This is a genomic window from Achromobacter sp. NFACC18-2, from assembly GCF_900108985.1.
In the GTDB taxonomy this organism is placed as follows: domain Bacteria; phylum Pseudomonadota; class Gammaproteobacteria; order Burkholderiales; family Burkholderiaceae_B; genus Achromobacter.
In genome coordinates this window covers 129,141-155,040 of record NZ_FNYM01000018.1, presented here as the reverse complement: position 1 = coordinate 155,040, position 25,900 = coordinate 129,141, and the positions used below count along the sequence as shown (strand labels likewise).

Sequence of the window (25,900 nt, the reverse complement as noted above, 5' to 3'; positions counted from 1 at the left end):
GTGGGTGTGGATGGCATCGTCCAGATACGTGACGAGGTCGGACAGGACGCTGCGCCGTCCCACGACATGCCGGTAGTGCAGCGCGACGCGCGCGCCGTTGCGCAGGTGGATGCCCGTCAGCCGAAACCGCCGGCCCTCGCGTTGGTAGGTGGCGCGCCGCTCGTAACCTTGCGCCACGGTCAGTTCGGTGTCGGAGGTGCGAACCACCGTCAGGTTCTCGACGGGGTCGTAGTGGAATTTGCCGACCGCCGGTAACGGCCAGGCGTGCGTGCGTCCGTCGGCGGCGTGATAGCGCAGGGTTTCGCGGTCCGCGCCTGCCATCTTGATATCGATGCGCGTGGTGTACTCGTTGATCCAGCGTGCGCCGATGACGCCGTTGTCGTACGCAGCCAGATCCGAGGAATAGGTGCGTGCCCAGCGCAGCGGAAATGGCCCGGGCAGTGCGAAATCCACATGCGTGATCCGCTCGGTCCCCATCGCAAAGCTGATGCTGTGGCAAGTGGCCGGGCACGCGCCGTTCTTGTCCGGATTGGCATTCCGCCGCGCGCGGGCCTGGCGGCGGATGCGCGCCAGGCGCATGGAGCGCGCCATCTGCCGGGCCTTGCTCGCCACGGCCGGTCGCACGTTCGCGCCGATCGCGTACCCCTTGCGCTGGCGCCACAGCACCACGGCCACCGACAGTTGCATGAGCAGCGACGCGATGCTGTTGACGTTGTTCTCGTCGGCGAGCGATTGCATGCTGTCATTGACTTGCGGCGCCAGGGCATTCAGGCGCTGGGCGGAGCGCAGCATCAAGTCGCGCGCCTTGGCGGGCAGCAGGTCCTTGGCGGCGTTGCCGACCGACTGCTTGCTGCCGCGCACGCCGCTACCGAGGCCATCCCAGAGGTCGCGCGCCGCGCCCAGCGGCGAGTCCCACTTCTTGTCCCACGCGGACGAGAGCTGCTCGCCGGCTTTCTCGAACGAGGCATCCGCGTTTGCCGGGATGGTCAGGCTCACCAGGACATCGGCCAGCGCCTTGATGATTTCCTCTGCCTTGGCCCCCGCATCCTGCAGCAGCCCTTCCAGCCGCGCCTGCGCCTGTTGCGCGAAGTCTTCGATGTCGCCGGCGATGTTCTCGCTCAGGTGTGCGGCCAGGGCCATGATGATGGCGTTGCCCAGGCCCGCCTTGGCCTGGCGCGCGACCTCCTTTTGCACGAGAAACAGCGCGGGCCGCAGGCTCATGCGCGCAGCCGCCGTGCCCGGTACCGGCACCACACCGAAGAGGTTGATGCCCAGGCTCACCCAATCCAGGAATTGGGTGGGATTGCTGTCGACCAATGTGGTGATGTCGCCGATGGCGTCCACCAGCGCCATGAGGTTGCCCAGCACCGGCACCGCGCCCGCTGCCGCCTTGATGCGCGGCAGCGTGACCCAGCCGTCGCTGTTCTCGCGCAGCCACTGGTCAAAGGCGTTCTGGCCGGCTTCGACGTCTTCCGGGGCAATGGTGTTCAGCGGGGCGACGACGCCTTGCGGGCCGTCCAGGTCTTCGTCGCTCCATTCGATGCCGTCGTTCTCGGCTTCGGCTTCCTGGTATTCGGCTTCGGTGTAGTCCTCTTCGACGGGAGGGGCGTTTCGCTTTGGAACGGAGGGGGCAGCGCCTGGCGGGGTTGGCATGAAGGAGTCCGGTGTCGTCACAAAGGCCTTCAAGAGGCCGGAGGCATCCCGTTGTCGGGAATGCGGCGACATATGCGAAATCCGTGCCAGGGTTAGCAGCGCAAAGAAAACCCCCGCAACATCAAGGCCTTGAAGCTGAATCGCGCGCGAATCAGCCAGCCGATCGCCATCGCGGCTCAAGAAAAGCTGCGGTTTGGCCGGAAAATCGGGCCAAATTTGGCCCGTTTATTTCCAAGTTATTGATAAATCAGAAAACGCACCGGGCCAGATTTGGCCCGGTCGGGTCAAATCTGGCCCGACTGATTTGCCGACTCCCAGTCAGCCGGCGATACGGTGCCCCGATAGCCGCAAAAAAATCAGCCCGACCTCCACGCAGCGTAATGCTGCGCGGAAATCGGGCTGACTCTCTCACAGACGGGCGCATTGACCGCCCACGGTCCCTCCGCAGGCGGTCTTTCAGGGACGAACCTGAGCAGCCTCAGGCCGCCAGCCGGCCCTCGATCTCGGTCTTGGTCGAGCGCAGCTCTTCGGGCAGGCCCTGGGCCAACTGGCCGAACAGCTCATGATGCAGCGCCAGTTCCTCGCGCCAGGCGGCTTCGTCCACCGACATGACCTGCTCGAACTTGTCCGGGCTGAATTCCAGGCCGGTCCAGTCGATGTCCTGGTACGTGGGCGACACGCCGAAGACCTGGTCCACGCCCTTGGATTGGCCGTCGATGCGGCCCAGCATCCAGCGCAGCACGCGCATGTTGTCGCCAAAGCCCGGCCAGACGAACTTGCCGTCCGGGCCCTTGCGGAACCAGTTCACGCAGTAGATGCGCGGCAGGGTCGCGCCGGCGGCTTCGAGCTGCTTGCCGAGCTTGAGCCAGTGGCCGAAGTAGTCGCTCATGTTGTAGCCGCAGAACGGCAGCATGGCGAAGGGATCGCGGCGCACCACGCCTTGCTGGCCGGCGGCCGCGGCGGTGGTTTCCGAACCCATGGTGGCAGCCATGTAGACGCCTTCGACCCAGTTGCGGGCTTCGGTGACGAGCGGCACGGTGGTGGAGCGGCGGCCGCCGAAGATGAAGGCGTCGATGACCACGCCCTTGGGGTTTTCCCATTCGGGGTCGATGGACGGGCACTGCGAGGCCGGCGCGGTGAAGCGCGCGTTCGGGTGCGCCGCCTTGCGGCCGGTTTCGCGCGCGATCTCGGGCGTCCAGTCCTTGCCCTGCCAGTCGACCAGGTGCGCGGGCGGCGTGTCGGTCATGCCTTCCCACCAGACGTCGCCGTCGTCGGTCAGCGCGACGTTGGTGAAGATGACGTTGGCCTTGAGCGTGGCCATGGCGTTGAAGTTGGTCTGCTCGCTGGTGCCCGGGGCCACGCCGAAATAGCCGGCCTCGGGGTTGATGGCGTGCAGGCGGCCGTCCGGGCCGGGCTTGATCCAGGCGATGTCGTCGCCGATGGTGGTGACCTTCCAGCCGTCCATGCCTTGCGGCGGGATCAGCATGGCGAAGTTGGTCTTGCCGCAGGCCGACGGGAACGCGGCGGCGACGTGGTATTTGCGGCCCTTGGGCGAGGTGACGCCCAGGATCAGCATGTGTTCGGCCAGCCAGCCCTGGTCGCGGCCCATGGTGGACGCGATGCGCAGCGCGAAGCACTTCTTGCCCAGCAGCGCGTTGCCGCCGTAGCCCGAGCCGTAGCTCCAGATTTCGCGGGTCTTGGGGAAATGGACGATGTATTTGGTGGGGTTGCAGGGCCAGGCCACGTCGGCCTCGCCGTCGGCCAGCGGTTTGCCCACCGAATGCAGGCACGGCACGAAGTCGCCATCGGTGCCCAGCACGTCATAGACCTGCTTGCCCATGCGCGTCATGATGCGCATGTTGACGGCCACGTACGGGCTGTCGGACAGTTCGACGCCGATGTGCGCGATGTCCGAGCCCAGCGGGCCCATCGAGAACGGCACCACGTACAGCGTGCGGCCGCGCATGGCGCCGTCGAACAGGCCGTTGAGCGTGTCGCGCATTTCGGCGGGATCGGCCCAGTTGTTCGTGGGGCCGGCGTCTTCGGCGCGATCCGAGCAGATGAAGGTGCGGTCTTCCACGCGCGCGACGTCGGAGGGATCGGACCAGGCCAGATAGGAATTGGGGCGCTTGGCGGGGTTGAGCCGGCGCAGGGTGCCCGACTGGACCATCTGCTCGCACAGGCGGTCGTACTCTTCCTGAGAACCATCGCACCACACCACGCGATCGGGCTTGGCCAGCGCGACAAAACTGGCGACCCAGTCGATCAGTCCGCGATGCTTGACGTACGCGGGCACGTTCAAGGCTGCCAATCCCCCGTCCAAAGGCTTATTCATTGGGGTTATCTCCATACTTTGGCTAAAGGTGATACGGCCCCAATTGAGGGGGCCGTATCCAGTTTGCGCAATCATACTTGCAGCGCCGGGCAACCCGTCAACCCATCCTCATGGGGGAGATTGTCACCGGGTGAGACGGTCATCCGGGGTATCCGGCGCGCAGCTCCCTGCGGATAATCTTGCCGGTGGCGGTGGTCGGCAAACTGGTTACAAAGCGGATCGCGCGCGGGTATTCGTGGGCCGCAAGACGGGTGCGCACGTGGGCCTGCAGCGCCTTGACCAGCGCTTCGTCGCCTTCGACGCCTTCATTCAGCACCACATACGCCACCACGATTTCGGTGCGCTCGGCATCCGGCATGCCTACCACCGCCGCCATGCGGACGGCGGGGTGGCCGATCAGGCAGTCTTCGATCGGCCCCGGGCCGATCCGGTAGCCGGCACTGGTGATGACGTCATCGTTGCGGCCGACGAAGCGGATGAACCCCTGCGCGTCGCGCACGCCGATGTCGCCGGTCAACAGATAATCGCCCGCGAATTTCTCGGCGGTCGCATCGGGATTGTTCCAGTAGCCCAGGAACATGACCGGATCGGGGCGCAATACGCCGATGTTGCCCTCCTGTCCATCGGCCACTTCGACGCCGGCGTCATCCACAATAGCGACGCGGTGTCCGGGCGCGGCCCGGCCGATGGCGCCGATGCAGGGGTCAAAGAGCGACGAGCACGACGACACGATCATGTTGCACTCGGTCTGGCCGTAGAACTCGTTGATGGTCACGCCCAGGACGCGGCGCCCCCAGTCGATGAGTTCCGCACCCAGCGACTCGCCTCCGCTGGCCACCGAGCGCAGGGCGCGCGGCCCGGCCTCGCCGGGCCAGTCGCAGCCGCGCATCATCTTCAGCGCGGTGGGCGGCAGGAAGGTGTGCGTCACGCCGTGGCGGGCCATGAGTTCCAGCGCCGAGGCGCCATCGAATTTCTCGAAACGCCGCGCCAGCACGGGCACGCCGTGGTGCCAGGACGGCAGCAGCACGTCCAGCAGCCCGCCGATCCAGGCCCAGTCGGCCGGCGTCCACATCAGGGCGGCGTTTTGCGGGAAGAACTCGTGCGACATCTCGACGCCGGGCAGATGGCCCAGCAGGACGCGATGCGCGTGCAGCGCCCCCTTGGGCTTGCCGGTGGTGCCGGACGTATAGATGATGACGGCCGGGTCGTCGGCCGCGGTGGGCGCCGGGTCGTAGGCGTCGGATTCCAGGGCGAGGCTGCGATGGAATGGCAATGCACCGACCTGGGCCGGAGCGCCGGAAGCGGCGGACGAAGCATCGGCGCCGTCCTGCCCTTCGCCATCGATGCAATAGATCACTTTCAGGGCGGGCAGGCTGTCGCGGATCTCGCGCAGCTTGCGGCAGCCGTCCGCGTCGGTCACGAGGGCCGCCGCGCCGCTGTCGGCCAGCCGGTACTGGATGGCGTCCACCCCGAACAGCGTGAATAGCGGCACCGCGACCGCGCCCAGCTTGTAGGCCGCGACGTGCGCGATCGCCGTTTCCGGCGCCTGCGGCAGGTAGATGGCCACGCGGTCGCCGCGCCGGATGCCATGGCGCGCCAGGCTGTTGGCCAGCTGGTTGGACTGCGCCTTGATCTCATCGAACGTGTAGCGCGTCTGCGCGCCATCGCTCTTTTCGTAGATCAGCGCCAGCCGGCCGCTGCCGTCGGCCCATTTGTCGCACACGTCCACGCCGATGTTGTAGGCGGCGGGCACCTGCCACTGGAACGTGGACACGAGTTGATCGTAGGAATCTGCGCTGTGCAGCATGGTCTGTCTCTGGTGTTGTTATGGATGCGGGCCGGCTCCGGCGCGGCGCGGGGCATGTGCGCCGCCTTGCCTGGAAGTTGACCCTGGCTCAATAATAGGCCCTCGCGCGGCGGCCCGGCAGGCTGGCCGCCCCCTCCTTCCGCTTTCTGCCTGTATGGAAAAGACCCCACCCGTTCCCATGCGCCGCCCGCCGGCCAGCGCCAAATCCGAGCAACGCATCCGGGACATCCTGCGCGTCGCGCGCCAGGTGTTTTCCGAAGCCGGCTTCCAGGCGGCGACCACCACCGAGATCGCGCAGCGCCTGGGCGTGTCGGAGGCCACCGTGTTCACGTATTTCGGCGGCAAGCGCGAACTCTGCGTGCGGGTGATCAGCGACTGGTACGACGAAATCATCGCCAAGGTGGAGGACCACCTGCCGCATATCCACGGCGCGCGCGCCCAACTGCATTACCTCGTGCACACGCACCTGCGCCACCTGCTGGCCGAGGGGCCGGGCCTGTGCGCGTTCATTCTTTCCGAGGGCCGCGCGCGCAATGACGACTTCGGCGAGATCTACGCCGACCTGCAGCGCCGCTATACCGCCCCGCTGATGCGCATCCTGGCGCAGGGCCAGGCCGACGGCGACATCCGCCAGGACATGCCGCTGCGGCTGTTGCGCTCGGCGGTCTACGGCCCGATGGAGCACGTGCTGTGGGACGCGATCCTGCGGGGCGCGGGCGCCGACGTGGCCGCCACCGCCGACCATCTGGTCGGCTTCCTGTGGCAGGCCCTGCAGCCGCCGCGCCGGGACGCCCTGGCGCTGGCGCAGTTTCGCGGCGAAGTCCAGGACGCGCTGCATCGTCTTCAGTCGTCCGAGAAGAGCGAAGGCGGCACGTACTGAGGAAAGCCGTTGTAGGTCTCGCCGCGCTCGGCGGGCTGCAGCGTCCAGGAATGGCGGGCGTTGGGCACGCCGCCATCGACGCGTATCACGCTCCCATTGATGAACGCCGCCGCGGGCGATAGCAGGAAGACCACGGCCGCGGCCAGTTCGGCCTCGGTGCCGAAGCGCTGCAGCGGCACCTTGGTCTTCAATTCGCGCAACACGCTGCGGTAGTGTTCGTCGTAGCTGTCCATGCCGCTGGAGGCGATCCACCCCGGCGCCACGGCATTGACGCGCACGCCCGCGTGGGCCCATTCGCAGGCGGCGGTCTCGGTCAGGTTCCATACCCCGGCGCGCGCCGCGCCGGAATGGCCCATCCCCGGCATGCCGCCCCAGATGTCGGCCAGCATATTGACGATGGCGCCGCCGTGCTGGCGCATGTGCTGCGTATAGACCTCGCGCGATACCAGGAAGGTGCCGTGCAGATTGTTCTGCACCACGGCGTTCCAGCCGTTCAGGCTGATGCGGTCCAGCGGCGCGGGAAACTGGCCGCCCGCGCAGTTGAAGAGGCCGTACATGCCGCCATGCGCGGCCAGCGCATCGGCGACGGCGGCGCGCACGCCGGCCTCGTCGCGGATGTCGCAGGCGTGCTGGCTGATGCGCCCCGCCGCCTCGGGATAGATGCGGGCGATTTCGTCGGCCGCCGTCCGCAGCTTGTCGGGATTGCGCCCGACCAGCGCCAGGCGGGCGCCCAGGGAGGCGAGTTCGTGTGCGGTGCAACGGCCCAGGCCGCTGCCGCCGCCGGTCACCATCACGGTCTTGCCCTCGAACAGTCCGGGCCGGAACACGGATGCATAGCGTTGATCGGCGGCTGCGCCGCCTGCCTGCTGGGTCATGTCTCACTCCTTTTTTTGTTGAGCATAACTCAATAACTGGAAAGGAAGGGTCGCCGTTTTGGTCTTTTGCCAATAGAATCAGTCCACCAGATGACAGCATTCATTGAGCCACCATCAATAAAACCGGAGACTACTCATGACGCCGAACATCCCCCTGGACGTCGCCCTGGACGGCGCCATCGCCCGGCTGACGCTGAACCGGCCGGACATGCGCAACGCTTTCGACGATACGCTGATTGCCGCGCTCACGGCGGCGGTCAGGTCGGCCGCGGACGATCCGCAGGTGCGGGTGCTGTTGCTGACCGGCGCGGGCAAGGCGTTCTGCGCGGGCGGCGACCTGAACTGGATGCGCAAAATGGGCACGCTGACCGCCGCGGACAACCGCCAGGACGCCACGCGGCTGGCGGACATGCTGAATGCGGTCTGGACCTGCCCGAAACCCGTCGTGGCTTGCGTCAACGGCGATGCGTATGCCGGCGGCATGGGCCTGGTGGCGGCCTGCGACATCGCCGTCGCGGCGGACAGCGCGCATTTCTGCCTGTCGGAAACCCGCCTGGGCCTGCTGCCCGCCACCATCAGCCCCTATGTGATCCGCGCGATGGGCGAGCGCGCGGCCAACCGCTATTTCCTGACCGCCGAACGGTTCGACGCCGCCACGGCACTGCGGCTCGGTCTGGTCCACGAGGTGGTGCCGCCGGCGCAGGCGCTCGAGGCCGCCGAAGCCCTTTGCCGCACGCTGTGCGCCAACGGTCCGGGCGCCGTGCAGGCGAGCAAGCGGCTGGTGCGGGACTTTGCGGGCCAGCCCCTGGACGCCGCCCTGATCGCCGATACGGTCGAACGCATCGCGGCCATCCGCAGCACGGATGAAGCCCGCGAGGGGGTGACGGCATTCCTGGAAAAGCGCGAGCCGGCCTGGCGCAGCACCCCGTGAGCCGCGCCCCGGAGCCGCCGGGCCATTGATGCCATAATCCCGGGCGGATCTTCTGGAAGCCTCATGCCGCACGTCACACCGCCCGCCTTGCCTCCCCTGAACGCCGAACGCCTGTGGGCGCGGGTCGAAACCCTGTCCCGGTTCACCCTGCCCGACGTGCCCTGGACGCGCCGCGCCTTTTCGCCGCTGTTCGATGACGCGCGCGCCTGGCTGCGCGGCGAGTTCGAGGCCGCCGGGCTGGTCACCCGCCTGGATGCGGGCGGCAACCTGATCGGCACGCGCGCGGGGCGCGACGCGTCGCGCAAGCCCATCGCCACCGGATCGCATTGCGACACCGTGATGAGCGGCGGCCGCTTCGACGGCATCATCGGCGTGCTGGCCGGCATCGAAGTCGCGCACACGATGCAGGATCACGGCATCACGCTCGACCACCCCTTCGAGGTCATTGATTTCCTGTCCGAAGAACCCAGCGACTACGGCATCTCCTGCGTGGGCAGCCGCGCGCTGTGCGGCCAGCTCACCGCCGACATGCTGGCCGCGCGCAATCCGCAGGGCGAGACGCTGGCGCAAGGGATTGCCCGCATTGGCGGCGATCCGACCGCGCTGGGCGCGCCGCTGCGCCGCGCGGGCGAAACGGCCGCCTTCGTCGAACTGCACATCGAACAGGGCCCCGTCCTGGAAAGCCGCAAGCTGCCGATCGGCGTGGTCACCAACATCGTCGGCATCCGCCGCGTGCAGATCGTGGTCGAGGGGCAGCCCGACCACGCGGGCACCACGCCCATGGACATCCGCCGCGACGCGCTGGTGGGCGCGGCCCGCATCATCGACGCCGCCCATCGCCAGGCCAGCGCCGCCAGCGGCAACCCGCATTACGTGGTTGCCACGGTGGGCCGGCTGTCCCTGACGCCCAACGCGGCCAACGCGGTGCCCGGCCGGGTCGAGATGACGCTGGAAATGCGCAGCGACAGCAACGCCGTCCTGGACGCCTTCCCGGAAACCCTGATGGCCGGGGTGGCCGACGACCTGAAGGCGCTGCGCCTGACCGCCGGCTTCACGCAGCTCAGCCGCGCGCAGCCCACCGACTGTTCGCCGCTGGTCATGGACGCCGTCAAGGCTGCCGCCGACCAGCTGGGCTATGCGTCGATGCGCCTGCCCAGCGGCGCCGGGCACGACGCGGTCTACATGGCGCCCACCGGCCCCATCGGCATGATCTTCATCCCCTGCCTGAACGGCCGCAGCCACTGCCCCGAAGAATGGATCGAACCCGCGCAACTGCTGGACGGCACCCGCGTGCTGTACCAGTCGGTGCTGGAACTGGACCGCGCGCTGCGCGGCGCTTGAGGCTCACGACCCCATGGAACAGATCGAACTCAACGACAGCACCGCCGACCGCTTTCTGCTGGACGCGCGCGGCCTGTCGCTCATCGTTTTTCACAGCCGCACCTGCGGCACCTGCCGCGTGGCGCGCGAGCAGCTTCCCGCCGTGAAACTGCCCGTGGAGCGTCTCTGCTGGATCGACGCCGGCGACAACCGCGGCCTGGTCGAGCGCTACGAAGTCTTCCACCTGCCCGCCATGTTCGTCGCCCGCGACGGCGCCTTCTACGGACCGGTGCAGTCCACGCTGGCGGAATGGGACCTGCGCCAGCAGATCGGCCTGGCGCTGGACAGCTACCCCGCCGAATTGCCGTGAGCATCGCCACGGCAACACCGCGGCGCCTGCCCCTGGACGCGCTGGCCACCGGCGCCATGCTGCTGCTGTGCGTGTGTTGGGGCTTCCAGCAGATCGCCATCAAGCTGGTGGCGGACGACGTGGCCCCGATCATGCAGATCGGTTTGCGGTCGACCTTCGCGGCCCTGGTCCTGGCCGTGGTGGTGTGGCGCGGCGAAGGCCGGCGCGCCTTCACGGACGGCACCATCCTGCCCGGCCTGATCGTGGGCCTGCTGTTCGCGGGTGAATTCCTGTTCGTGGCCCAGGGCCTGCTCCACACCACGGCCTCGCACATGTCGGTGTTCCTGTACACCGCGCCGATTTTCGCGGCGCTGGGCCTGCATTGGCTGCTGCCCGAAGAGCGCATGAAGCCGCTGCAGTGGCTGGGCGTGGCGATCGCCTTCTGCGGCATCGCGGTCGCGTTCCTGGTCAAGGACAGCCAGCCGGCCGCGCCGGGCGGCGCAGGCAACGTGCTGCTGGGCGACGCCATGGGCCTGCTGGCCGGCCTGCTGTGGGGCGCCACGACGGTGGCGATCCGCAAGACCTCGCTGTCCGAGGCCGCGCCCGCCAAGACCCTGTTCTACCAGATGGCGGTGGCCTCGGTGGGCCTGCTGGCGTTCGCGGCGGCCACCGGCCAGCACGGCATCCGCTACACCCCGGCGGCGATGCTGAGCGTCGGCTTCCAGTCGGTGGTGGTGGCGCTGTCCAGCTACCTGGCCTGGTTCTGGCTGCTGCGCCGCTATCTCGCGTCGCGCCTGTCCATCCTGTCGTTCATGACGCCGCTCTTTGGCGTGAGCTTCGGTGTGCTGATCCTGGACGAGCCGCTGGACGCGGGCTTCGTGATCGGCGCCGCGATGGTGCTGGCGGGGATCACCCTGGTCAGCGGCGCGGAAATGGTCAGGCAATTGCTGCGCCGACGCTAGGCGCAGCGCCCCGCGGCGCCTGGCGCCATGGCCGGTAGCCTCATGGTTATCTCGGCTGGCGCCGGGAATGCCGACCGGATATAACCAAGGGTCTTTCCCACAGCCCGGCCGGCCGGTCCGGCGCGCGGCCACGGCGCGGAGCCCTCCAATGCAACCCTGGCACAGCGACAACCCGGCGCTTGCAGGCGCCTTTGCCCCCGTCTTCGACGAGCGCGACGACACGGACCTTTCGGTGGAGGGCGTGCTGCCCGCGGGCCTGTCCGGCGTCTTCATGCGCAACGGTCCCAATCCGCAGTTCGAGCCCGGGCCCGGCTACGCCTACCCCTACGACGGCACGGGCATGATCCACGCGCTGTACCTGGACGCCGGCCGGGCGCGCTACCGCAATCGCTGGGTGCTGACGCGCGAACTGCAGGAAGAGCGGGACGCCGGACGCCGCCTCTACAACCCCACTTTCGGACCGCCGCCGCAAGCCAACCTGGCCAATACCAACGTGCTGCGCCACGCCGGCCGAATTTATGCGCTGTACGAAGGCGGATGCCCTTACGTCATCGATGACACGCTGGCGACGCTGGGACCGGACGCGTTCCAGGGCAGGCTTGCCGGCGCCTTCTCCGCGCATCCCAAGGTCGATCCCCTGACCGGGGAAATGGTGGCGATCAATTACGACCTCATGGCGGGCACACTCGAATACCTGCGCCTGGACGCCAGCGGCCAGGTGGACCGCCAGGTGCGGTTTGCGTCGCCCTGGCCGGCGCTGGTCCACGACATCGGGCTGACCGCCACCCACGCGGTGGCTTTCGTGTGCCCGCTGGTCTTCGACTTCAGCCGCGGGCCGGCCGCGCCTGCGTGGGAACCGAAGCGCGGCACACAGGTGCTGCTGGTGCCGCGCGACTGCACCGACGCGGCGCAGATCCGGTGGATCGAGGCGGCCCCCTTCTTCAACTGGCACGTCGCCAACGCCTGCGTGGAGGGCGACACGATCGAGGCGGTGATGCCCTGGCACGACGGCTTTGGGCCGGACTCACGCAAGCGGCTGGAACTGCACCGGCTGCGCATCGACCTTGCCAGCGGGCAGGTCGATGACCAGATGCTGGACGACCAGCCCTGCGAGTTCGGCCGGGTCAACGACGCCTGGCTGGGCCGGCGCGCGCGGTACTGCTATGCCGGCCTGCGCGACCCGCGCCCGGGCGAGACGCCGCAACCGGGCGCCTTCGAGGCCTTTGCCCGCTACGACCTGGAAACGGGCGCAAAGACAGTGTTCCGGCTGCCCGCCGGCCAGACCGCCTGCGAACCGGTGTTCGCCGCCGACCCGGCCGCCGACCCGGCCGCCAACCCGGCCGCCGACGAGGCGGACGGCTATCTCCTGAGTTTCGTGCATGCCGAAAACGACGCGGGCGGGCGATTCATCGTGCTGGACGCCCGCGACCTGGCCGCCGGCCCGGTCGCGACGATCCGCCTGCCGCGTCGCGTCCCCGCCGGCCTGCATGGGTCATGGATGCCGGCATCGCCCGCGGGCGCGGCTCAGGCGCGCCGCTGACCCAGGTTCAGGACGATCAGCCCTGCCCCGGCCATCACGAACGCAAAGCCCCACCAATCCGACGCGCCCGGCCGGTCCCCCACCAGCGCCATCGCGCCCAGCACGCCGACCACGGGCACCATCAGGGTGGTCAGCGCGGCGACCGTGGCACTGACGCGCTCGCTCAGCACGAACCACAGCCAATACGCCACGGCGGTGCCCAGGATGATGTGGAACGAGAGCGCGCCGGCGACGCTGGCGGTCCAGCCGCGCGTGGGAAAGGATTCTCCGGCGATCAACGCCCCGGCCAGGGCGCAGCTTGCCCCCACGACCAGTTGCCAGGCCGTGATGACGATGCGGTCGCCCGCCACGGGCCAGCGCTTCAGGTAGACGGTGCCGGCCGCCCAGCCAAACGCCGCCACCAGCGGGAACACCAGGCCCTTGGCGGCCGCCACGTCGTTGCCGGCGAATACCGCGTGCAGCACGGGCCAGGCCAGCACCGCGACGCCGCAGGCGCCCAGCAGCAGCGCCAGGCCGCGCCGGCGGTCCAGCCGTTCGCCCAGCACCAGCCACGCGAGCAGCGCCGACATCATCGGCATGGTGAAAGTCAGCACCGCCGCGCGCGACGTGCTGGTGCTGAGCTGCGCCCAGGCCACGGCCAGGTTGAAGACCGCGACCGCCAGGATGCCGCCCACCGCGATGCCGGGCCACGCGCTGCGCGGCGGCAAAAGCGGCAGCCGCTTGGCCCCCGCCAGCAGCAACAGCAACAGCGCGCCGCTGCCCAGGCCCAGCACGCGAAGCGTGAACGGCGGGAAGATCGACAGGATGATCTTCACCGCCGGCCAGTTCAGGCCCCAGAACAGGGCCAGGGCCACCGGGATCAGGCGCACGCGGCGTGTTCTCCCGGGGAGTCTGCCCTTTCGGCGGCCGCAAGGTCGGCCAGTCCTCGGCGCTGGTTGCCTTCGGCGTCGAAGTTGTCCGGGCTCAGCCAGCATTCGTAGGCCGCGCGCAGGGCCGGCCATTCGCTGTCGATGATGGAAAACCACGCCGTGTCGCGGCTGCGGCCCTTGTAGACCGTGGCCTGCCGGAATACGCCCTCGAACGTGAAGCCCAGGCGCCGCGCCGCGGCGCGCGAGGGCGCATTCAGGCTGTCGCACTTCCATTCGTAGCGGCGGTAGCCCAGTTCGTCGAAGGCGCGGCGCATCAGCAGGAATTGCGCTTCGGTGGCGATGCGGGTGCGCTTGAGCTGGCGCGAATAGCACACGAAGCCCACCTCGATGACGCCGTTGGCCGGATCGATGCGCATCAGGGCCAGCGTCCCGATGGCGCGGCCCGTGGCCAGATCGATGATGGCGTGGTGCATCGGGTCCTGGCCCGCCTGCACGGATTCCGCGAAGGCCCGGTATTGCGCCTCGTCGGCGAATGGTCCGATGCCCATGTAGGTCCAGTCGCTGCCGTCGGGCGCCTGGCTGAAGGCGTGGTACAGGTCGGCCGCGTGGCGTTCGGTCGACAGGGGTTCCAGCCGGCAGTAGCGGCCGATGGCGGGTTCCAGCGGGGGACGCGGACGCGGGGTCCAGCCGGGCAGCGCCGGGCCGATCGGTTGTTGGAAAGCGTTGGTGCGGGGTTGCATGCGACGGTGCCTCGGGTCGGTTCAGGGAGCGCCGCCGAGCGTGGCGGGCGCGACATCCAGGCCCTCACGATATCGGAACCGTGGCATCATAAAAAGCGCCACGAACCTCTTGTTTAATAGGGCCATGATCGACACCACTTTGAGCGATTCCGCCGGCGTATCGTTGCTGTCCAGCCCGCTGGCGCGCGGCCCCGGCGCGCTGCCGCGCCAGCGCCAGCTCATCCAGCGGCTGAAGCAGGCCATCCTGGCCGGCCGGCTGCCGGCCGGCGGCAGGCTGCCCTCGTCGCGCGCGCTGTCCGAGGAACTGGAGATCTCCCGCAACACGGTGCTGATCGCCTACGAGCAACTGACGGCCGAAGGCTACGTGATCGCCGACCGCCAGGGCACGCGCGTGGCGCCCCTGTCGGCCGCCGCCCGCAACGCGGCCCGCCACGCCGCCCCGGCCGACGACCGGCCGCCCGCCACCGCGCGCCGCCTGGCCCGCATCGTCTCCGCGCGCCAGGCGCAAGACGGATCGCTGCCGATGACGCCCGGCACGCCGGCCCTGACCCAGTTTCCCCTCAATGCCTGGCGCCGCGCGCAGGACCGCGCCCTGCAGTCGGCCCCGGCCGCCGCGCTGGGCTATGGCGATCCGGCGGGCGAGCCGGCCCTGCGCGAGGCCATCGCCCAATACCTGCGGGTGTCGCGCGGGGTGCATTGCGACGCATCGCGCATCGTCATCACCGAAGGCGCCCAGGGCGCGCTGGCGCTGTGCGTGCAATTGCTGACCAACCCCGGCGACACGGCGTGGCTGGAAGATCCGGGCTACCGCGGCGCCAAGTCCGCATTCCATGGCGGCGACCTGAATGTGGTGGCCATGCGCGTGGACGCCGACGGCATCGTCATCCCGGAAAGCGCGTGGACCAGCCAGCCCCCGCGCCTGATCCAGACGACGCCGTCGCACCAGTACCCAACGGGCGCCGTGCTGTCGCTGACCCGCCGGCTGGACCTGCTGGAACGCGCCCGCCGCGCGGGCGCATGGATCATCGAGGACGACTACGACAGCGAGTTCCGGCACCAGGGCGAACCCATCGCCGCCATGCAGGGCCTGCTGCCCGACGCGCCGGTCCTCTACGTCGGCACGTTCAGCAAGACCATGTTCCCCGCCCTGCGCCTGGGATTCCTGGTGCTGCCGCAGGCGATCGCGGACCGGGCCATGCCGTCCATCATCGAGATGCAGCGCGGCGGCCATCGGCTGGAACAGCTCACGATGGCCGCCTTCATCGAAAACGGCCAGTTTTCGCGCCACCTGGGCCGCATGCGCCGCCTGTACCGCGAGCGGCAGGCCGCCTTGCGCGAGGCGCTGGCAACGCATCTGGGCATCGAACACGAGGTCCTGGGCGGACATTGCGGCCTGCACCTGACGGTGCGGCTCGCGCCGGCGTATTCCGACGTGGACATCGTGGCGCAGGCGCGCAAGCTGGGGATGCATCCCGCGGCGCTGTCGTCCTTTGCGCTGAACCCGCGCGAAGAAGACAACGGGCTGGTGATCGGCTACGGCAATACCGGCGCGGAGCGGTTTCCCGCGCTGGTGCGCCGGCTGCACGAGGTGGCGGCCGGCCTGAAGGCGGCTTAATCCACCAGCCCGCCCAGCACCAGCAGCGTCATGAACAGCCAGAACAGGAATCCGAGGATGGAGCGCCGCAGCAGCGCCTTCACCGCGCCCCACAAGAACATGAGGCCCAGCGCCAGCAGCACCAGGTTGAAGATCGACGGGCTCATGCCCATCGCGCCGGCCAGGCCGGCGTAAAAGTCCGCCAGCGCGCCGCCCAGCCCGCCCAGCAGCCACTTGATCCCTGCAACGATGGCGCGCAGGCCCTCGCCAAGCATGCCGCCCAGCGTTGCGAAAAAACCGTCCTGGGCCGGCATCAGCGACGCGTATCCGCAAGCATGCGCACGGCCAGGCCGGCCAGCACGGTGCCCATCAGCCAGCGCTGCGCCACCATCCACAGCGGGCGGCCCGCCAGGAACCCGGCGATGGACCCGGCCATGACGGCGATGAGCGCGTTCACCGACAGGCTGATCACCACCTGCGTCATCCCCAGCGCCAGCGACTGGGTGAAGACGCTGCCGTGGTCGGGCTGGATGAACTGCGGCAGCAGCGACACGTACATGACGGCGATCTTGGGATTGAGCAGGTTGGTCAGCAGCCCCATCGTGAACAACTGGCGCGGGCTGCTCTTGGGCAGGTCATGGACCTGGAACGGCGACCGTCCGCCCGGCCGGATCGCCTGCCAGGCCATGTAGAGCAGATAGAGGGCGCCGGCGATGCGCAGCGCGTCGTAGGCGTAGGGCACGGCCATCAGCAAGGCGGTGATGCCGAACGCCGCGCAGGCCACGTAGAAGATGAATCCGACCGCCACGCCGCCCAGCGAGATCAGGCCGGCCTGCGGCCCTTGGGAGATGGAGCGCGACACCAGGTAGATCATGTTGGGCCCGGGTGTGAGCACCATGCCCAGCGCTACCAGGGCGAACGTCAGCAAATGAGTCAGGTCGGGCATGATGAGCCGGCGCGCGCCGGTCGGAAGTCGGAGGTCGGAGGTCGGAAGTCGGGTCGTGAACGCACACCTTAGCCCAAAACTGTACCGGAACAGCGGATTTTTCCGGCGGGGTTGGCGGCGGGTCGCGCTGGCGATACAGTTTGCCGGTCGTTCACCCCGATGGAGCCCCGGCATGCCGAAACGCCATTCGTCCCCGGAAGCCCGCCCCGCCGCGATCCGCGTCGGCATAGGCGGCTGGACCTACGAGCCGTGGCGCGGCGCTTTCTACCCCGACGACCTGCCGCACGCGCGCGAGCTGGAATACGCCAGCCGGCAATTGACCGCCATCGAAATCAACGGCACCTACTACGGCACCCAGAAACCGGCCACCTTCGCCAAGTGGCGCGACGACACGCCGGACGATTTCGTGTTTACGCTCAAGGCCTCGCGCTACGCGACCAACCGCCGCGAACTGGCGGGCGCCAAGGAATCCATCGACCGCTTCGTCAAGAGCGGCATCGCCGAACTGGGCCCGAAGCTCGGCCCCATCGTCTGGCAGTTCGCCCCGACCAAGCAGTTCGACCCGCGGGACTTCGGCGCCTTCCTGGAATTGCTGCCGGACAGCATCGAGGGCCTGCCCCTGCGCCATGCGCTGGACGTGCGCCATCCCAGCTTCGCCTGCGAGGAATACGTGGAACTGGCGCGCAAGCACCGTGCCGCGACCGTCCATACCGACAGCGACGACTACCCTTCCCTGGCCGACCAGACGGGCGACTTCGTGTATGCGCGGCTGATGCGCGCCAGCGCGAGGTTCAAGGCGGGCTATGCGCCCAAGGCGCTGGACGCCTGGGCCGACCGGCTGCGCGCGTGGTCGGCCGGCGCGGACCCGGACGGCCTGCCGCACACCGGCGAGCCCGCGAAGACCGCGAAGGCGCGGCCGCGGGACGTCTATGCGTATTTCATCAACGGGGCCAAGGAACGCGCGCCGGCGGCGGCGCGCGCCTTGATCGAGCGGCTGTAAAGGCTTACTGCGCCACCGGCGTGCGCATCGTCACGAACTCTTCGGCGGCCGTCGGATGGATGCCGATGGTGTCGTCAAACACCGCCTTGGTCGCGCCCGCCTTCAGCGCCACCGCCAGGCCCTGCACGATCTCGCCCGCGTCCGGACCGACCATGTGCACGCCCAGCACCCGGTCGGTCTGCGCGTCGACGATCACCTTCATCAGCGTGCGTTCCTGCGATTCGGTCAGCGTCAGCTTCATGGGCCGGAAACGGCTTTCGAAGAGCTGCAGTTCATGGCCGGCTTCGCGCGCCTCTTCGGTCGTCATGCCGACCGTGCCGATGTTGGGCAGGCTGAACACCGCGGTGGGGATCAGCTTGTAGTCCACCTTGCGGTATTCCTGCGGACGGAACAGGCGGCGCGCCACGGCCATGCCTTCTGCCAGCGCCACGGGCGTAAGCGGCACGCGGCCGATCACGTCGCCGATGGCGAGGATGGACGGTTCAGCCGTCCGGTATTCGTCATCGACCTCGATGAAGCCATCCTCGCGCAGCTTGACGCCGGTGTTTTCCAGCCCCAGGTTGTCGAGCATGGGGCGGCGGCCCGTGGCGTAGAACACGCAGTCGGTCTCGATGACGGCCCCATCCTTGCAGGTGGCGGCCAGCGTGCCGTCCTCGCGCTTGTCGATGCGCGCCACCTCGGTGTTCATGCGCAGGTCGATGCCTTTCTTGGTGAGCTCGTCGCGCAGGTGCTCGCGCACGCCCAGGTCAAAGCCGCGCAGGAACAGCGGGCCACGGTAGGACTGCACGGTCTGCGCGCCCATGCCGTTGAAAATGGACGCGAACTCGACGGCGATGTAGCCCCCGCCCACCACCAACACGCGGCGCGGCAACTCCTTCAGGAAGAAGGCCTCGTTGGAGGTAATGGCGTGTTCCTTGCCCGGGATGTCGGGCACCTGGGGCCAGCCGCCCGTCGCCACCAGGATGTGCGCGGCGCTGTAGGTCTTGCCGTTGATCTCGACCTTGTGCGGATCGACGATGCGGGCGTGCCCTTCCAGCAGCGTCACGCCGCTGTTGACCAGCAGGTTGCGGTAGATGCCGTTCAGGCGTTCGATCTCGCGGTTCTTGTTGGCGATCAGCGTGGGCCAGTCGAACTTCGGCGCCTGGGCGGACCAGCCGAAGCCGTGCGCCTGCTCGAAGTCTTCGCTGTAGTGCGCGCCGTAGACCAGCAGCTTCTTGGGCACGCAGCCCACGTTCACGCACGTGCCTCCCAGGTAGCGGCTTTCGGCCACCGCCACGCGCGCGCCGAAGCTGGCCGAAAAGCGCGCCGCGCGGACGCCGCCGGAGCCCGCGCCGATCACAAACAGATCAAAATCAAATGCCATGTCGTTTCCTTCGCGCGGCCTGGCGGCCGGCGTTCACTGTCCGGGAAAGCTGTATTTAACACCACTGCGTCCCGGACCGCCGGCTCCGCCTCATCGCGTCCGCCCACTGTATCCCAGCCATCGCACGCGCCACCGGTCGCGCCCTGCCGTCCGCCCGGTTTCCACGCGGCGACGGTTGGGATACAGTGGGCGCAGCCGGCCCCGCAGGCCGGCACTTCATCCGGAGCGCATCCCATGTCTCTCGAAACCTGGCTGGCCTTCCTGGGCGCCTCGGCGCTGCTCGTCATGCTGCCTGGCCCCACCATCCTCACCGTCATCAGCTATTCGCTCACCCACGGCAAGCGCGCCCGCCTGCCGCTGGTGCTGGCCGTGGCGCTGGGCGATTCGACCGCGCTGGTGCTGTCGCTGCTGGGACTGGGCGCGCTGCTCGCCGCCTCGGCGTTCTGGTTCACGGTGGTCAAGACCGTCGGCGGGCTGTATCTGCTGTACCTCGGTTACCGGCTGCTGCGCGCCGGCGTGTCGCCGGCCACGCTGCCCGCGGCGACGGCCACGGGATCGCGCTGGAAGCTGTTCGCCAACACCTACCTGGTCACCGCGCTGAACCCCAAGGGCATGATCTTCTTCGTGGCTTTCCTGCCGCAATTCATCGACCCAGCGGGCGATGTGACGCGGCAGCTCTGGATGCTGTCGGCGACCTTTGTCGCCTGTGCCGGCATCAACGCCGCCGCCTACGCCGTGTTCGCAGGCTCGGCCCGGCGCATGCTGGCGTCGCCGCGCGCGCAGCGCGGCTTCAATCTGGGCGGCGGCGCGTTGCTGTCGGCCGCCGGCATCTGGGCCATGCTGGCCCGCCGCGCCTAGCGCAGCCAAGGCGCCGCCGGAGCGCTGTCGCGCTACCGCGCCGCGGCCATCATGTATTCCACCGCGGCGCGCAGCGTCGCCTCGTCGGCGGCCGAGCCGCCGCGGGGCGGCATGGCGCCCTTGCCTTTCAGCACGGTGACCATGAGCGCATCCGCGCCTTGCGCCAGGAACGGCGTCCAGGCCGCTTTGTCGCCCAGCTTGGGCGCGTTGGCCACGCCGCTGGCATGGCAGACGACGCAGGCCGATTTGTAGAGCCTTTCGCCGGCGGGGTTGACGGCGGCCAGGGTGTCCGCCGACGCCTGTTGCGCGGGCAGGCTGGCCAGGACCAGGGCGAATGCGAGTCGGGCAAAGTGGGGCATGGCTGGGGTTCTCGTCTACGGGGTGGGAATGTAGCGGCAAGGCGCGCGGCGCGCGCCCTGCCCTCTCGTCGATCAGCGCGGGATCGGACCCGGCGCCTTGATCTGCTTCATCAGGTCGTCATTCCACTTGCCCTCGACCTTGATGTGCCCGGCCGCGCCCAGCTCGAAGGCTTCGATCAGGTTGTGGTTCAGGTACGCGTACACGCCCGGCTGCTTGAAGGTGTAGAGCGCGGCGCCGGCCGATCCGCCGCGGATGAACCAGGTTTCCAGGTCCTTTTCCGGCGGGTTGTTGAACTTGCCGGTTTCCCAGACCCAGTCGCCGTGGCCGCCAATCAGGTGCGGGCGCGTGTCGCGGTTGGCCTGCGAATGGATCAGCAGCACGGTTTCGCCGACCTTGGCGGTCAGCGCGTTGTCGCCCGTCAGCGCGCCGACCTTGCCATTGAAGACGATGTGGGACGGGGTCAGCTTGCGCATGACTTCGACCGTGTCGCCATAGCTCTCGGCCAGGGTCGCGTAATCCTTGTACTTGCCGTTGGCGTCCTTCGGGATATACAGATCGAATTCGCCGATCGTGTAGACGCGGTCGTAGTGCAGCGGCTTGCCCTGCGGGTCTTTCAGGCCCTCGCGCGGCAGCACCATGATCGTGCCGCTCATGCCGGACACCACGTGCCAGGGCACCATGCCTTCCGGCGCACAGTGATAGACGAAGGTGCCGGCGCGGTCGGCCTTGAAGCGCAGCGTGGCCTGTTCACCGGGATTCACGTTGGTGAGCTTGGCGCCGCCCAGCGCGCCCGTCGCGGCATGGAAGTCCACGTTGTGCGGCATGGCGTTGGACTTGGGATTGACCAGGGTCAGCTCCACGTAATCGCCCTCGTGCACGACCATCGTCGGGCCGGGCATGGACCCGTTGAAGGTCATGGCCTGCAGGGTGGTGCCCTTGCCGTCGATGACCATTTTCTTTTCCTCGATGGTCATGGTGAATTCGACGACCTTGGGGCCGGACTTGGCCACCTGCTCATGCGGGTGGACCATGGGCGGGGCAACCAGCGTGACCTTGGCGCGCGGCAGCGTGTCGGCATCCTGGGCGTGGGCCAGACCTCCGGCCATCGTGAGAACCAGGGCGGCGGCAAGCAAGGTGGGGCGCAACGCGTTCATGTGCTACTCCTCTTTCGGTTTCTTCAACGCCGAGTCTGTCGGCAGCCCCATTGAAGAACCGCGGGCCAATGCGTTCTTTGTCGTAGCGCAAATTCGGGATAACCCTGCGGCCGTCCGCGCATTGTCAGTGCCACCCCCAGGTGTCACCATCGGACCGTGGAATTCCTCCACGGCCACACGCGGACCGCCATGCCATCGCCTTTATGCCATGCCCTGCTGCGCAACCTGGATGTCTTCAGGCCCTTGTCCGACGCGCAGCTCGATGCCGCGCTCCGGGACGCCGTTCCCTGCCGTCTTGAAGCGGGCGAAGTCGCCTACCGGCAAGGCGCCGACGGCGCCCACTTCTTCGTGTTGCTGCACGGCTGCCTCAAGGTCACTCAACTTACATCGGAAGGCGATCAAGTTGTCGTGAGATATGTCAATCCGGGCGATATGTTCGGGCTGGCGTGCGCGATGCGGCAGTCCTGTTATCCGGCCACCGTGCTGGCCGTGCAGGAAAGCGTCTGCCTGGCGTGGCCGGCGTCGGCATGGGAAGGCTTTATCGCCAGCCATCCGCAATTGGGCGCCATTGCGCTCCAGACCATGGGCCAACGCCTGCAGGACGCGCACCTGCGCATCCAGGAGCTTTCCACCGACGACGTCGAACAGCGCGTGGCGCGCGCGATCCTGCGGCTGGTGCAGCAGTCCGGCCAGCCCATGCAGGACGGCATCGGCATCGGCTTTCCCATCACGCGGCAGGACGTGGCCGAGATGACCGGCACCACGCTGCACACCGTCAGCCGCCTGCTCAGCGACTGGAAGCAGCGCGGCATCGTGGCCAGCGGCCGCAAGCGCATCGTGCTGCGTTCGCCCGCCGCGCTGGCCCGCCTGTCCGAAAGCGCGCAGCCGGCGATGGACTGCGCGTCGTGCCTGTCGTGCCGGGATGGTTCGCCGGCGGCCGATCCGCCGGCCGCCCAGCCCGCCGAGGCGGCCGCGCAGGCATAGCACGGCCCTCGCGGCCCGCACAGCCCGCGCCGCGCGGCTAGCCTTCTTCCAGCACCAGCCGCAGCCCCAGGTTCGCGGGCGGCACGCCCACCGAGCAGGCCCCGCTCTTGGGGTCGCGGATGAAGTCGGGCAGGTAGGCGATATGCCGGCCCGCCGCGACCCGGATGCCGCAGTTGCGGCTGAGCGCCGCGTCCGCCGGCGCATCCAGCACGCGCCGCGAATGGCAGTCCGAGGTCCATTCCCACACGCTGCCCGCCATGTCCTGCAACCCCGCCGCGTTGACGCCATAGCCGCCGAAAGGACGCACCGCCGTATCGGCACCCTCCCCGCCCCGGCGGCTCTGCTGTTCGTATTCCGCCAGCCAGCGCTGCGCGGGGTCGCCCGCGTCCTGGCCGCTGTCCTGCGGCCCCGGCAGCGTCTCTTCGCGATAGGCTTCGCCCGCCGCATAGACCCATTCCGCGTAACGGGGCAGCCGATAGCGCTGGCCCGTCGAGCCCGACAGCCATGCGGCGTAGGCGGTGGCGTCCGACCAGCTGATGCCCGTGGCCGGCAGGTCGGGCGACGCGTCCTGGCGATGCGCGGCATCCAGGGGCTTGCACGCGGCGGCGGCCACGCACGCCGCGTATTCCGCCTGGCTGACCTGGCGCGTCATGATCGCCACGCCGCGCGCATGGCGCGTGGTGACCGGCGCCTGCGACACCGGATAGCCGTTGCGCAGCGCCTCGCCGGGCGGTTGATGGGTGGCTACGCCGGGCGGCAGCCGCGTCAGGTCCGGCAAGGCAAGACGGGCCCGGTCTGCGGGCCCGCATGCGGTCAACGATAGGGAAAGGATGGCGGCAAGAGGCAGGAAGCGCATGCGGAGTTTCTCCGAAGCGCCCGCACCGGTCGGGCGCGGGCTTGGCTTGCATTGGACCCGCCGCGAGGGTCCGCGACGTTGCGCTGGCGCAAAGTCGCCCACGTGCGCGGATCAGCCGCGCGCCGCCTTGGGCGCCAGGCGCGGTTCGACCCGCGCGGGCTTGCTGCTCAACAGGCCCAGGATCACCTGCATGACCATGGCCAGCGCCCCCAGCAGGAACACCACGTCGCCAAACGTGCGGCCCCAGCGCAGGGTCTTGAGCAGGTCCTGCTGCATGAAGGCTTCGCTGCGGGCGTACCACATGCCTTCGCTGACGCTGGCATGGAACTGGATCAGGCCCACCGGCAACAGGCTGGTGAAGATCATCAGCACCAGGCCGATGTTCATGCCCCAGAACGCCAGCTTCATCAGCCCGGGGTTCAGTGCGTACTGCGGACGGATGTAGCGCAGCACCAGCAGGGTGAAACCCAGCGCCAGGAAGCCGTACACCCCGAACAGCGCGGCATGCGCATGCACCGGCGTGGTGTTCAGGCCCTGGATGTAATACAGCGAGATCGGCGGGTTGATCATGAAGCCGAAGACGCCCGCGCCCAGCATGTTCCAGAAGGCCACGGCCACGAAGCACATCAGCGGCCACTTCAGGTTGTCCATCCAGGCGGCGCGGGTCTTCAGGCGCCAGTTTTCCCAGGCTTCGTAGCCCAGCACGATCAGCGGCACCACTTCCAGCGCCGAGAAGCTGGCGCCCACCGCCATCACGGGCGTGGTCGTGCCCGCGAAATACAGGTGGTGGAACGTGCCGGGAATGCCGCCCAGCATGAAGAGCGAGGCCGAGGCCAGGCTGGCCGTGGTGGCCATGCGGCGCGACACGAGACCCAGGGTCGAGAAGATGAAGGCCAGCGCGGTGGTGGCGAACACTTCGAAGAAGCCTTCGACCCACAGGTGGACGATCCACCAGCGCCAGTACTCCATGATGGTCAGGTGCGTGCGTTCGCCATAGAAAAAGCCGGCGCCGTAGAACAGGCCGATCGCGCCGACCGAAGCCGTCAACAGCGCCAGCAGGTTCTTGTCGCCACCGGGCGTACGCAGCGCCGGCACGATGCCGCGCAGCATCAGCACCAGCCAGAAGCAGATGCCCGCGAACTTGCCGATCTGCCACAGGCGGCCCAGGTCCACGTACTCATAGCCCTGGTGGCCCAGCCAGAAGTTCAGCTCGGGCGGCATGATCTGCGCGATCGCCAGATAGTTGCCGGCGAACGAGCCGACCACCACCAGCACCAGCGCCCAGAACAGGATGTCGACCCCGACCTTCTGGAACTTCGGATCGCGTCCGCCGTTGATCAACGGGGCCAGGAACAGGCCGGCGGCCAGGAACCCGGTGGCGATCCAGAACAGGGCGCTCTGGATGTGCCACGTGCGCACCAGCGAATAGGGGAACCACTGGGACACGTCCATGCCATAGAACTTCTGTCCTTCGACGGTGTAGTGCGCGGTGAAGCCGCCCAGCAGCACCTGGAAGCCAAACAGCGCCACGACCAGGAACAGGTATTTGCCCAGGGCGCGCTGCGAGGGCGTCAGGGCGAAGGCCGTGAGCGGATCGCGCGCGGGCGCTTGCGGCTCCGCTTCTTCCTGCCCGCGCAGGAAGGCCCAGGCCCAGACCAGGAAGCCGATGCCCGCCAGCAGCACGACGACGCTGATGATGGACCACATCACGTTTTCGGCGCTGGGCTGATTGCCGATCAGCGGTTCGTGCGGCCAGTTGTTGGTGTAGGTGACCGGCATGCCTTCGCGTTCGGTCGCCGCGGCCCAGGCCGTCCAGAAGAAAAAGCGCGTGAGCTGCGTGCGGCGCGCGGCGTCGGGCAGCGTGTTCTCCTTCATGGCGAAGCTCTCGCGGCTGCCGTGCAGGGCCGGCGCGTCGGAGAACAACTGGTCGTAGTAGGCGGAGGTCTGCTCAATGGCTGTTGCGCGGCGCAGCGTGATCGTCAACGTATCGGTCGCGGCGTCGCTGCGGTTGGCGCGGTACTCGGCCTTGAGCGCTTCACGCAGCGCGGCCTGCTGCGGCGCGGGAAGCTGCGCATAGGCCTGGCCGTGCTCGTCGCGCGCGGCCAGGTCCAGCCAGGCCGTCAACTCGCGATGCAGCCAGTCGGCCGTCCAGTCGGGCGCCTGATACGCGCCGTGGCCCCAGATCGAACCGAGCTGCATGCCCCCGACGGATTGCCAGGCGGTCTGCCCATCCAGGATGTCGTCGCGGCCGAACAGCGCACGGCCGTCGGACGTCACCACGTGGCCGGGAATGGGCGGCGCCTGCCGGTAGACCTCGCCGCCGTAGAAGCCGAGCAGTGCAAAGGTGATCGCCACCACGGCGATCAGCGTGAACCATAATTTCCGATACGGACCCATGATGGGAACGCCCTCCTGTGTTGCGGTTGGTTGGGGTACCTGTCCCCATGCGAAATCCGTGCCAGAAAAAAACCGTTCGGAATCAATGCACTGTGAAGGGCGTGGTGTTTTTTACTGTTGCGCCGGC

23 protein-coding genes are annotated in these 25,900 nt (G+C 68.5%); 10 read left to right on the top strand and 13 right to left on the bottom strand.

The window, feature by feature from the left end; all coding sequences use genetic code 11:
• From BMW75_RS24240 to BMW75_RS24230, 3 genes are all read right to left on the bottom strand, one after another.
• Window positions 1-1,653 (bottom strand): DUF6531 domain-containing protein (locus BMW75_RS24240; protein ID WP_254792115.1); only part of this gene is annotated, 1,653 nt, incomplete at its 3' end.
• A gap of 478 nt (window positions 1,654-2,131) precedes the next feature.
• On the bottom strand, window positions 2,132-3,988 hold the full coding sequence (locus BMW75_RS24235) for a phosphoenolpyruvate carboxykinase (GTP) (protein ID WP_092582206.1): 1,857 nt from the start codon (window positions 3,986-3,988) through the stop codon (window positions 2,132-2,134).
• A gap of 139 nt (window positions 3,989-4,127) precedes the next feature.
• Complete coding sequence (locus BMW75_RS24230; RefSeq protein ID WP_092582205.1) at window positions 4,128-5,795, bottom strand: acyl-CoA synthetase; 1,668 nt, start codon at window positions 5,793-5,795, stop codon at window positions 4,128-4,130.
• Window positions 5,796-5,949: 154 nt separating this feature from the next.
• Here BMW75_RS24230 and BMW75_RS24225 point away from each other — a divergent pair, with 154 nt between their 5' ends.
• The gene (locus BMW75_RS24225; protein WP_076521554.1) at window positions 5,950-6,675 is read left to right on the top strand and encodes a TetR/AcrR family transcriptional regulator; all 726 of its coding nucleotides are present in this window, start codon (window positions 5,950-5,952) and stop codon (window positions 6,673-6,675) included.
• On the opposite strand, the gene BMW75_RS24220 is transcribed toward BMW75_RS24225, so the two are convergent.
• Window positions 6,639-7,550: an SDR family oxidoreductase gene (locus BMW75_RS24220; RefSeq protein ID WP_092582204.1), complete on the bottom strand. Its 912-nt coding sequence runs from the start codon at window positions 7,548-7,550 to the stop codon at window positions 6,639-6,641. The genes BMW75_RS24225 and BMW75_RS24220 overlap by 37 nt on opposite strands.
• Before the next feature lie 136 nt (window positions 7,551-7,686).
• Between BMW75_RS24220 and BMW75_RS24215 the strand changes: the two genes are divergently transcribed.
• From BMW75_RS24215 to BMW75_RS24195, 5 genes are all read left to right on the top strand, one after another.
• Window positions 7,687-8,481 carry an enoyl-CoA hydratase/isomerase family protein gene (locus BMW75_RS24215; protein ID WP_092582203.1) on the top strand — a complete coding sequence of 265 codons (795 nt, stop codon included), beginning with the start codon at window positions 7,687-7,689 and terminating at the stop codon, window positions 8,479-8,481.
• 63 nt (window positions 8,482-8,544) lie between these two features.
• Window positions 8,545-9,822, top strand: coding sequence for a Zn-dependent hydrolase (locus BMW75_RS24210; protein ID WP_092582202.1), 1,278 nt, complete (start codon window positions 8,545-8,547; stop codon window positions 9,820-9,822).
• A 13-nt stretch (window positions 9,823-9,835) separates the two neighbouring features.
• Window positions 9,836-10,171 (top strand): thioredoxin family protein, encoded by a 336-nt coding sequence (locus BMW75_RS24205; protein ID WP_092582201.1) that lies wholly within the window; start codon window positions 9,836-9,838, stop codon window positions 10,169-10,171.
• Window positions 10,172-10,173: 2 nt separating this feature from the next.
• Window positions 10,174-11,112 (top strand): DMT family transporter, encoded by a 939-nt coding sequence (locus tag BMW75_RS24200; RefSeq protein ID WP_217646964.1) that lies wholly within the window; start codon window positions 10,174-10,176, stop codon window positions 11,110-11,112.
• 148 nt (window positions 11,113-11,260) lie between these two features.
• Entirely contained in the window at window positions 11,261-12,652 is a 1,392-nt protein-coding gene (locus BMW75_RS24195; protein WP_175493256.1) for a carotenoid oxygenase family protein, read from the top strand.
• Here BMW75_RS24195 and BMW75_RS24190 read toward each other — a convergent pair.
• Complete coding sequence (locus tag BMW75_RS24190) at window positions 12,637-13,521, bottom strand: DMT family transporter (RefSeq protein ID WP_076521560.1); 885 nt, start codon at window positions 13,519-13,521, stop codon at window positions 12,637-12,639. The genes BMW75_RS24195 and BMW75_RS24190 overlap by 16 nt on opposite strands.
• Window positions 13,512-14,261 carry a GNAT family N-acetyltransferase gene (locus BMW75_RS24185; RefSeq protein WP_092582198.1) on the bottom strand — a complete coding sequence of 250 codons (750 nt, stop codon included), beginning with the start codon at window positions 14,259-14,261 and terminating at the stop codon, window positions 13,512-13,514. The genes BMW75_RS24190 and BMW75_RS24185 overlap by 10 nt, the downstream gene beginning before the upstream one ends.
• Window positions 14,262-14,385: 124 nt before the next feature.
• Between BMW75_RS24185 and BMW75_RS24180 the strand changes: the two genes are divergently transcribed.
• Window positions 14,386-15,876, top strand: a complete 1,491-nt coding sequence (locus tag BMW75_RS24180; protein ID WP_092582197.1) for a MocR-like pyridoxine biosynthesis transcription factor PdxR — start codon at window positions 14,386-14,388, stop codon at window positions 15,874-15,876.
• Here the strand turns inward: BMW75_RS24180 and BMW75_RS24175 are convergent.
• Window positions 15,873-16,169, bottom strand: a complete 297-nt coding sequence (locus BMW75_RS24175; RefSeq protein WP_056316115.1) for a hypothetical protein — start codon at window positions 16,167-16,169, stop codon at window positions 15,873-15,875. The two genes, BMW75_RS24180 and BMW75_RS24175, sit on opposite strands and share 4 nt — an antisense overlap.
• Window positions 16,169-16,801 carry a LysE family translocator gene (locus BMW75_RS24170; protein WP_092582196.1) on the bottom strand — a complete coding sequence of 211 codons (633 nt, stop codon included), beginning with the start codon at window positions 16,799-16,801 and terminating at the stop codon, window positions 16,169-16,171. Before BMW75_RS24170 ends, BMW75_RS24175 begins: the two co-directional genes overlap by 1 nt.
• Window positions 16,802-16,973: 172 nt before the next feature.
• On the opposite strand from BMW75_RS24170, the gene BMW75_RS24165 reads away from it, so the two are divergent.
• Window positions 16,974-17,801: a DUF72 domain-containing protein gene (locus BMW75_RS24165; RefSeq protein WP_092582195.1), complete on the top strand. Its 828-nt coding sequence runs from the start codon at window positions 16,974-16,976 to the stop codon at window positions 17,799-17,801.
• Window positions 17,802-17,805: 4 nt separating this feature from the next.
• Here BMW75_RS24165 and gorA read toward each other — a convergent pair whose 3' ends face one another.
• The gene (gene gorA / locus BMW75_RS24160; protein ID WP_092582194.1) at window positions 17,806-19,164 is read right to left on the bottom strand and encodes a glutathione-disulfide reductase; all 1,359 of its coding nucleotides are present in this window, start codon (window positions 19,162-19,164) and stop codon (window positions 17,806-17,808) included.
• A gap of 234 nt (window positions 19,165-19,398) precedes the next feature.
• On the opposite strand from gorA, the gene BMW75_RS24155 reads away from it, so the two are divergent.
• Window positions 19,399-20,022 carry a LysE family translocator gene (locus BMW75_RS24155; protein WP_076521566.1) on the top strand — a complete coding sequence of 208 codons (624 nt, stop codon included), beginning with the start codon at window positions 19,399-19,401 and terminating at the stop codon, window positions 20,020-20,022.
• A gap of 32 nt (window positions 20,023-20,054) precedes the next feature.
• On the opposite strand, the gene BMW75_RS24150 is transcribed toward BMW75_RS24155, so the two are convergent.
• Both BMW75_RS24150 and nirK read right to left on the bottom strand, forming a co-directional pair.
• On the bottom strand, window positions 20,055-20,381 hold the full coding sequence (locus BMW75_RS24150; RefSeq protein ID WP_092582193.1) for a c-type cytochrome: 327 nt from the start codon (window positions 20,379-20,381) through the stop codon (window positions 20,055-20,057).
• 72 nt (window positions 20,382-20,453) lie between these two features.
• Entirely contained in the window at window positions 20,454-21,536 is a 1,083-nt protein-coding gene (gene nirK / locus BMW75_RS24145) for a copper-containing nitrite reductase (protein WP_092582192.1), read from the bottom strand.
• A 189-nt stretch (window positions 21,537-21,725) separates the two neighbouring features.
• On the opposite strand from nirK, the gene BMW75_RS24140 reads away from it, so the two are divergent.
• A complete protein-coding gene (locus BMW75_RS24140) occupies window positions 21,726-22,520 on the top strand; it encodes a Crp/Fnr family transcriptional regulator (RefSeq protein WP_092582191.1) in 795 nt (264 codons plus the stop codon).
• 37 nt (window positions 22,521-22,557) lie between these two features.
• Here the strand turns inward: BMW75_RS24140 and BMW75_RS24135 are convergent, their stop codons facing one another.
• Complete coding sequence (locus BMW75_RS24135; RefSeq protein ID WP_092582190.1) at window positions 22,558-23,376, bottom strand: formylglycine-generating enzyme family protein; 819 nt, start codon at window positions 23,374-23,376, stop codon at window positions 22,558-22,560.
• 111 nt (window positions 23,377-23,487) lie between these two features.
• Entirely contained in the window at window positions 23,488-25,773 is a 2,286-nt protein-coding gene (locus BMW75_RS24130) for a nitric-oxide reductase large subunit (protein ID WP_092582189.1), read from the bottom strand.
• Window positions 25,774-25,900 lie beyond the last annotated feature (127 nt).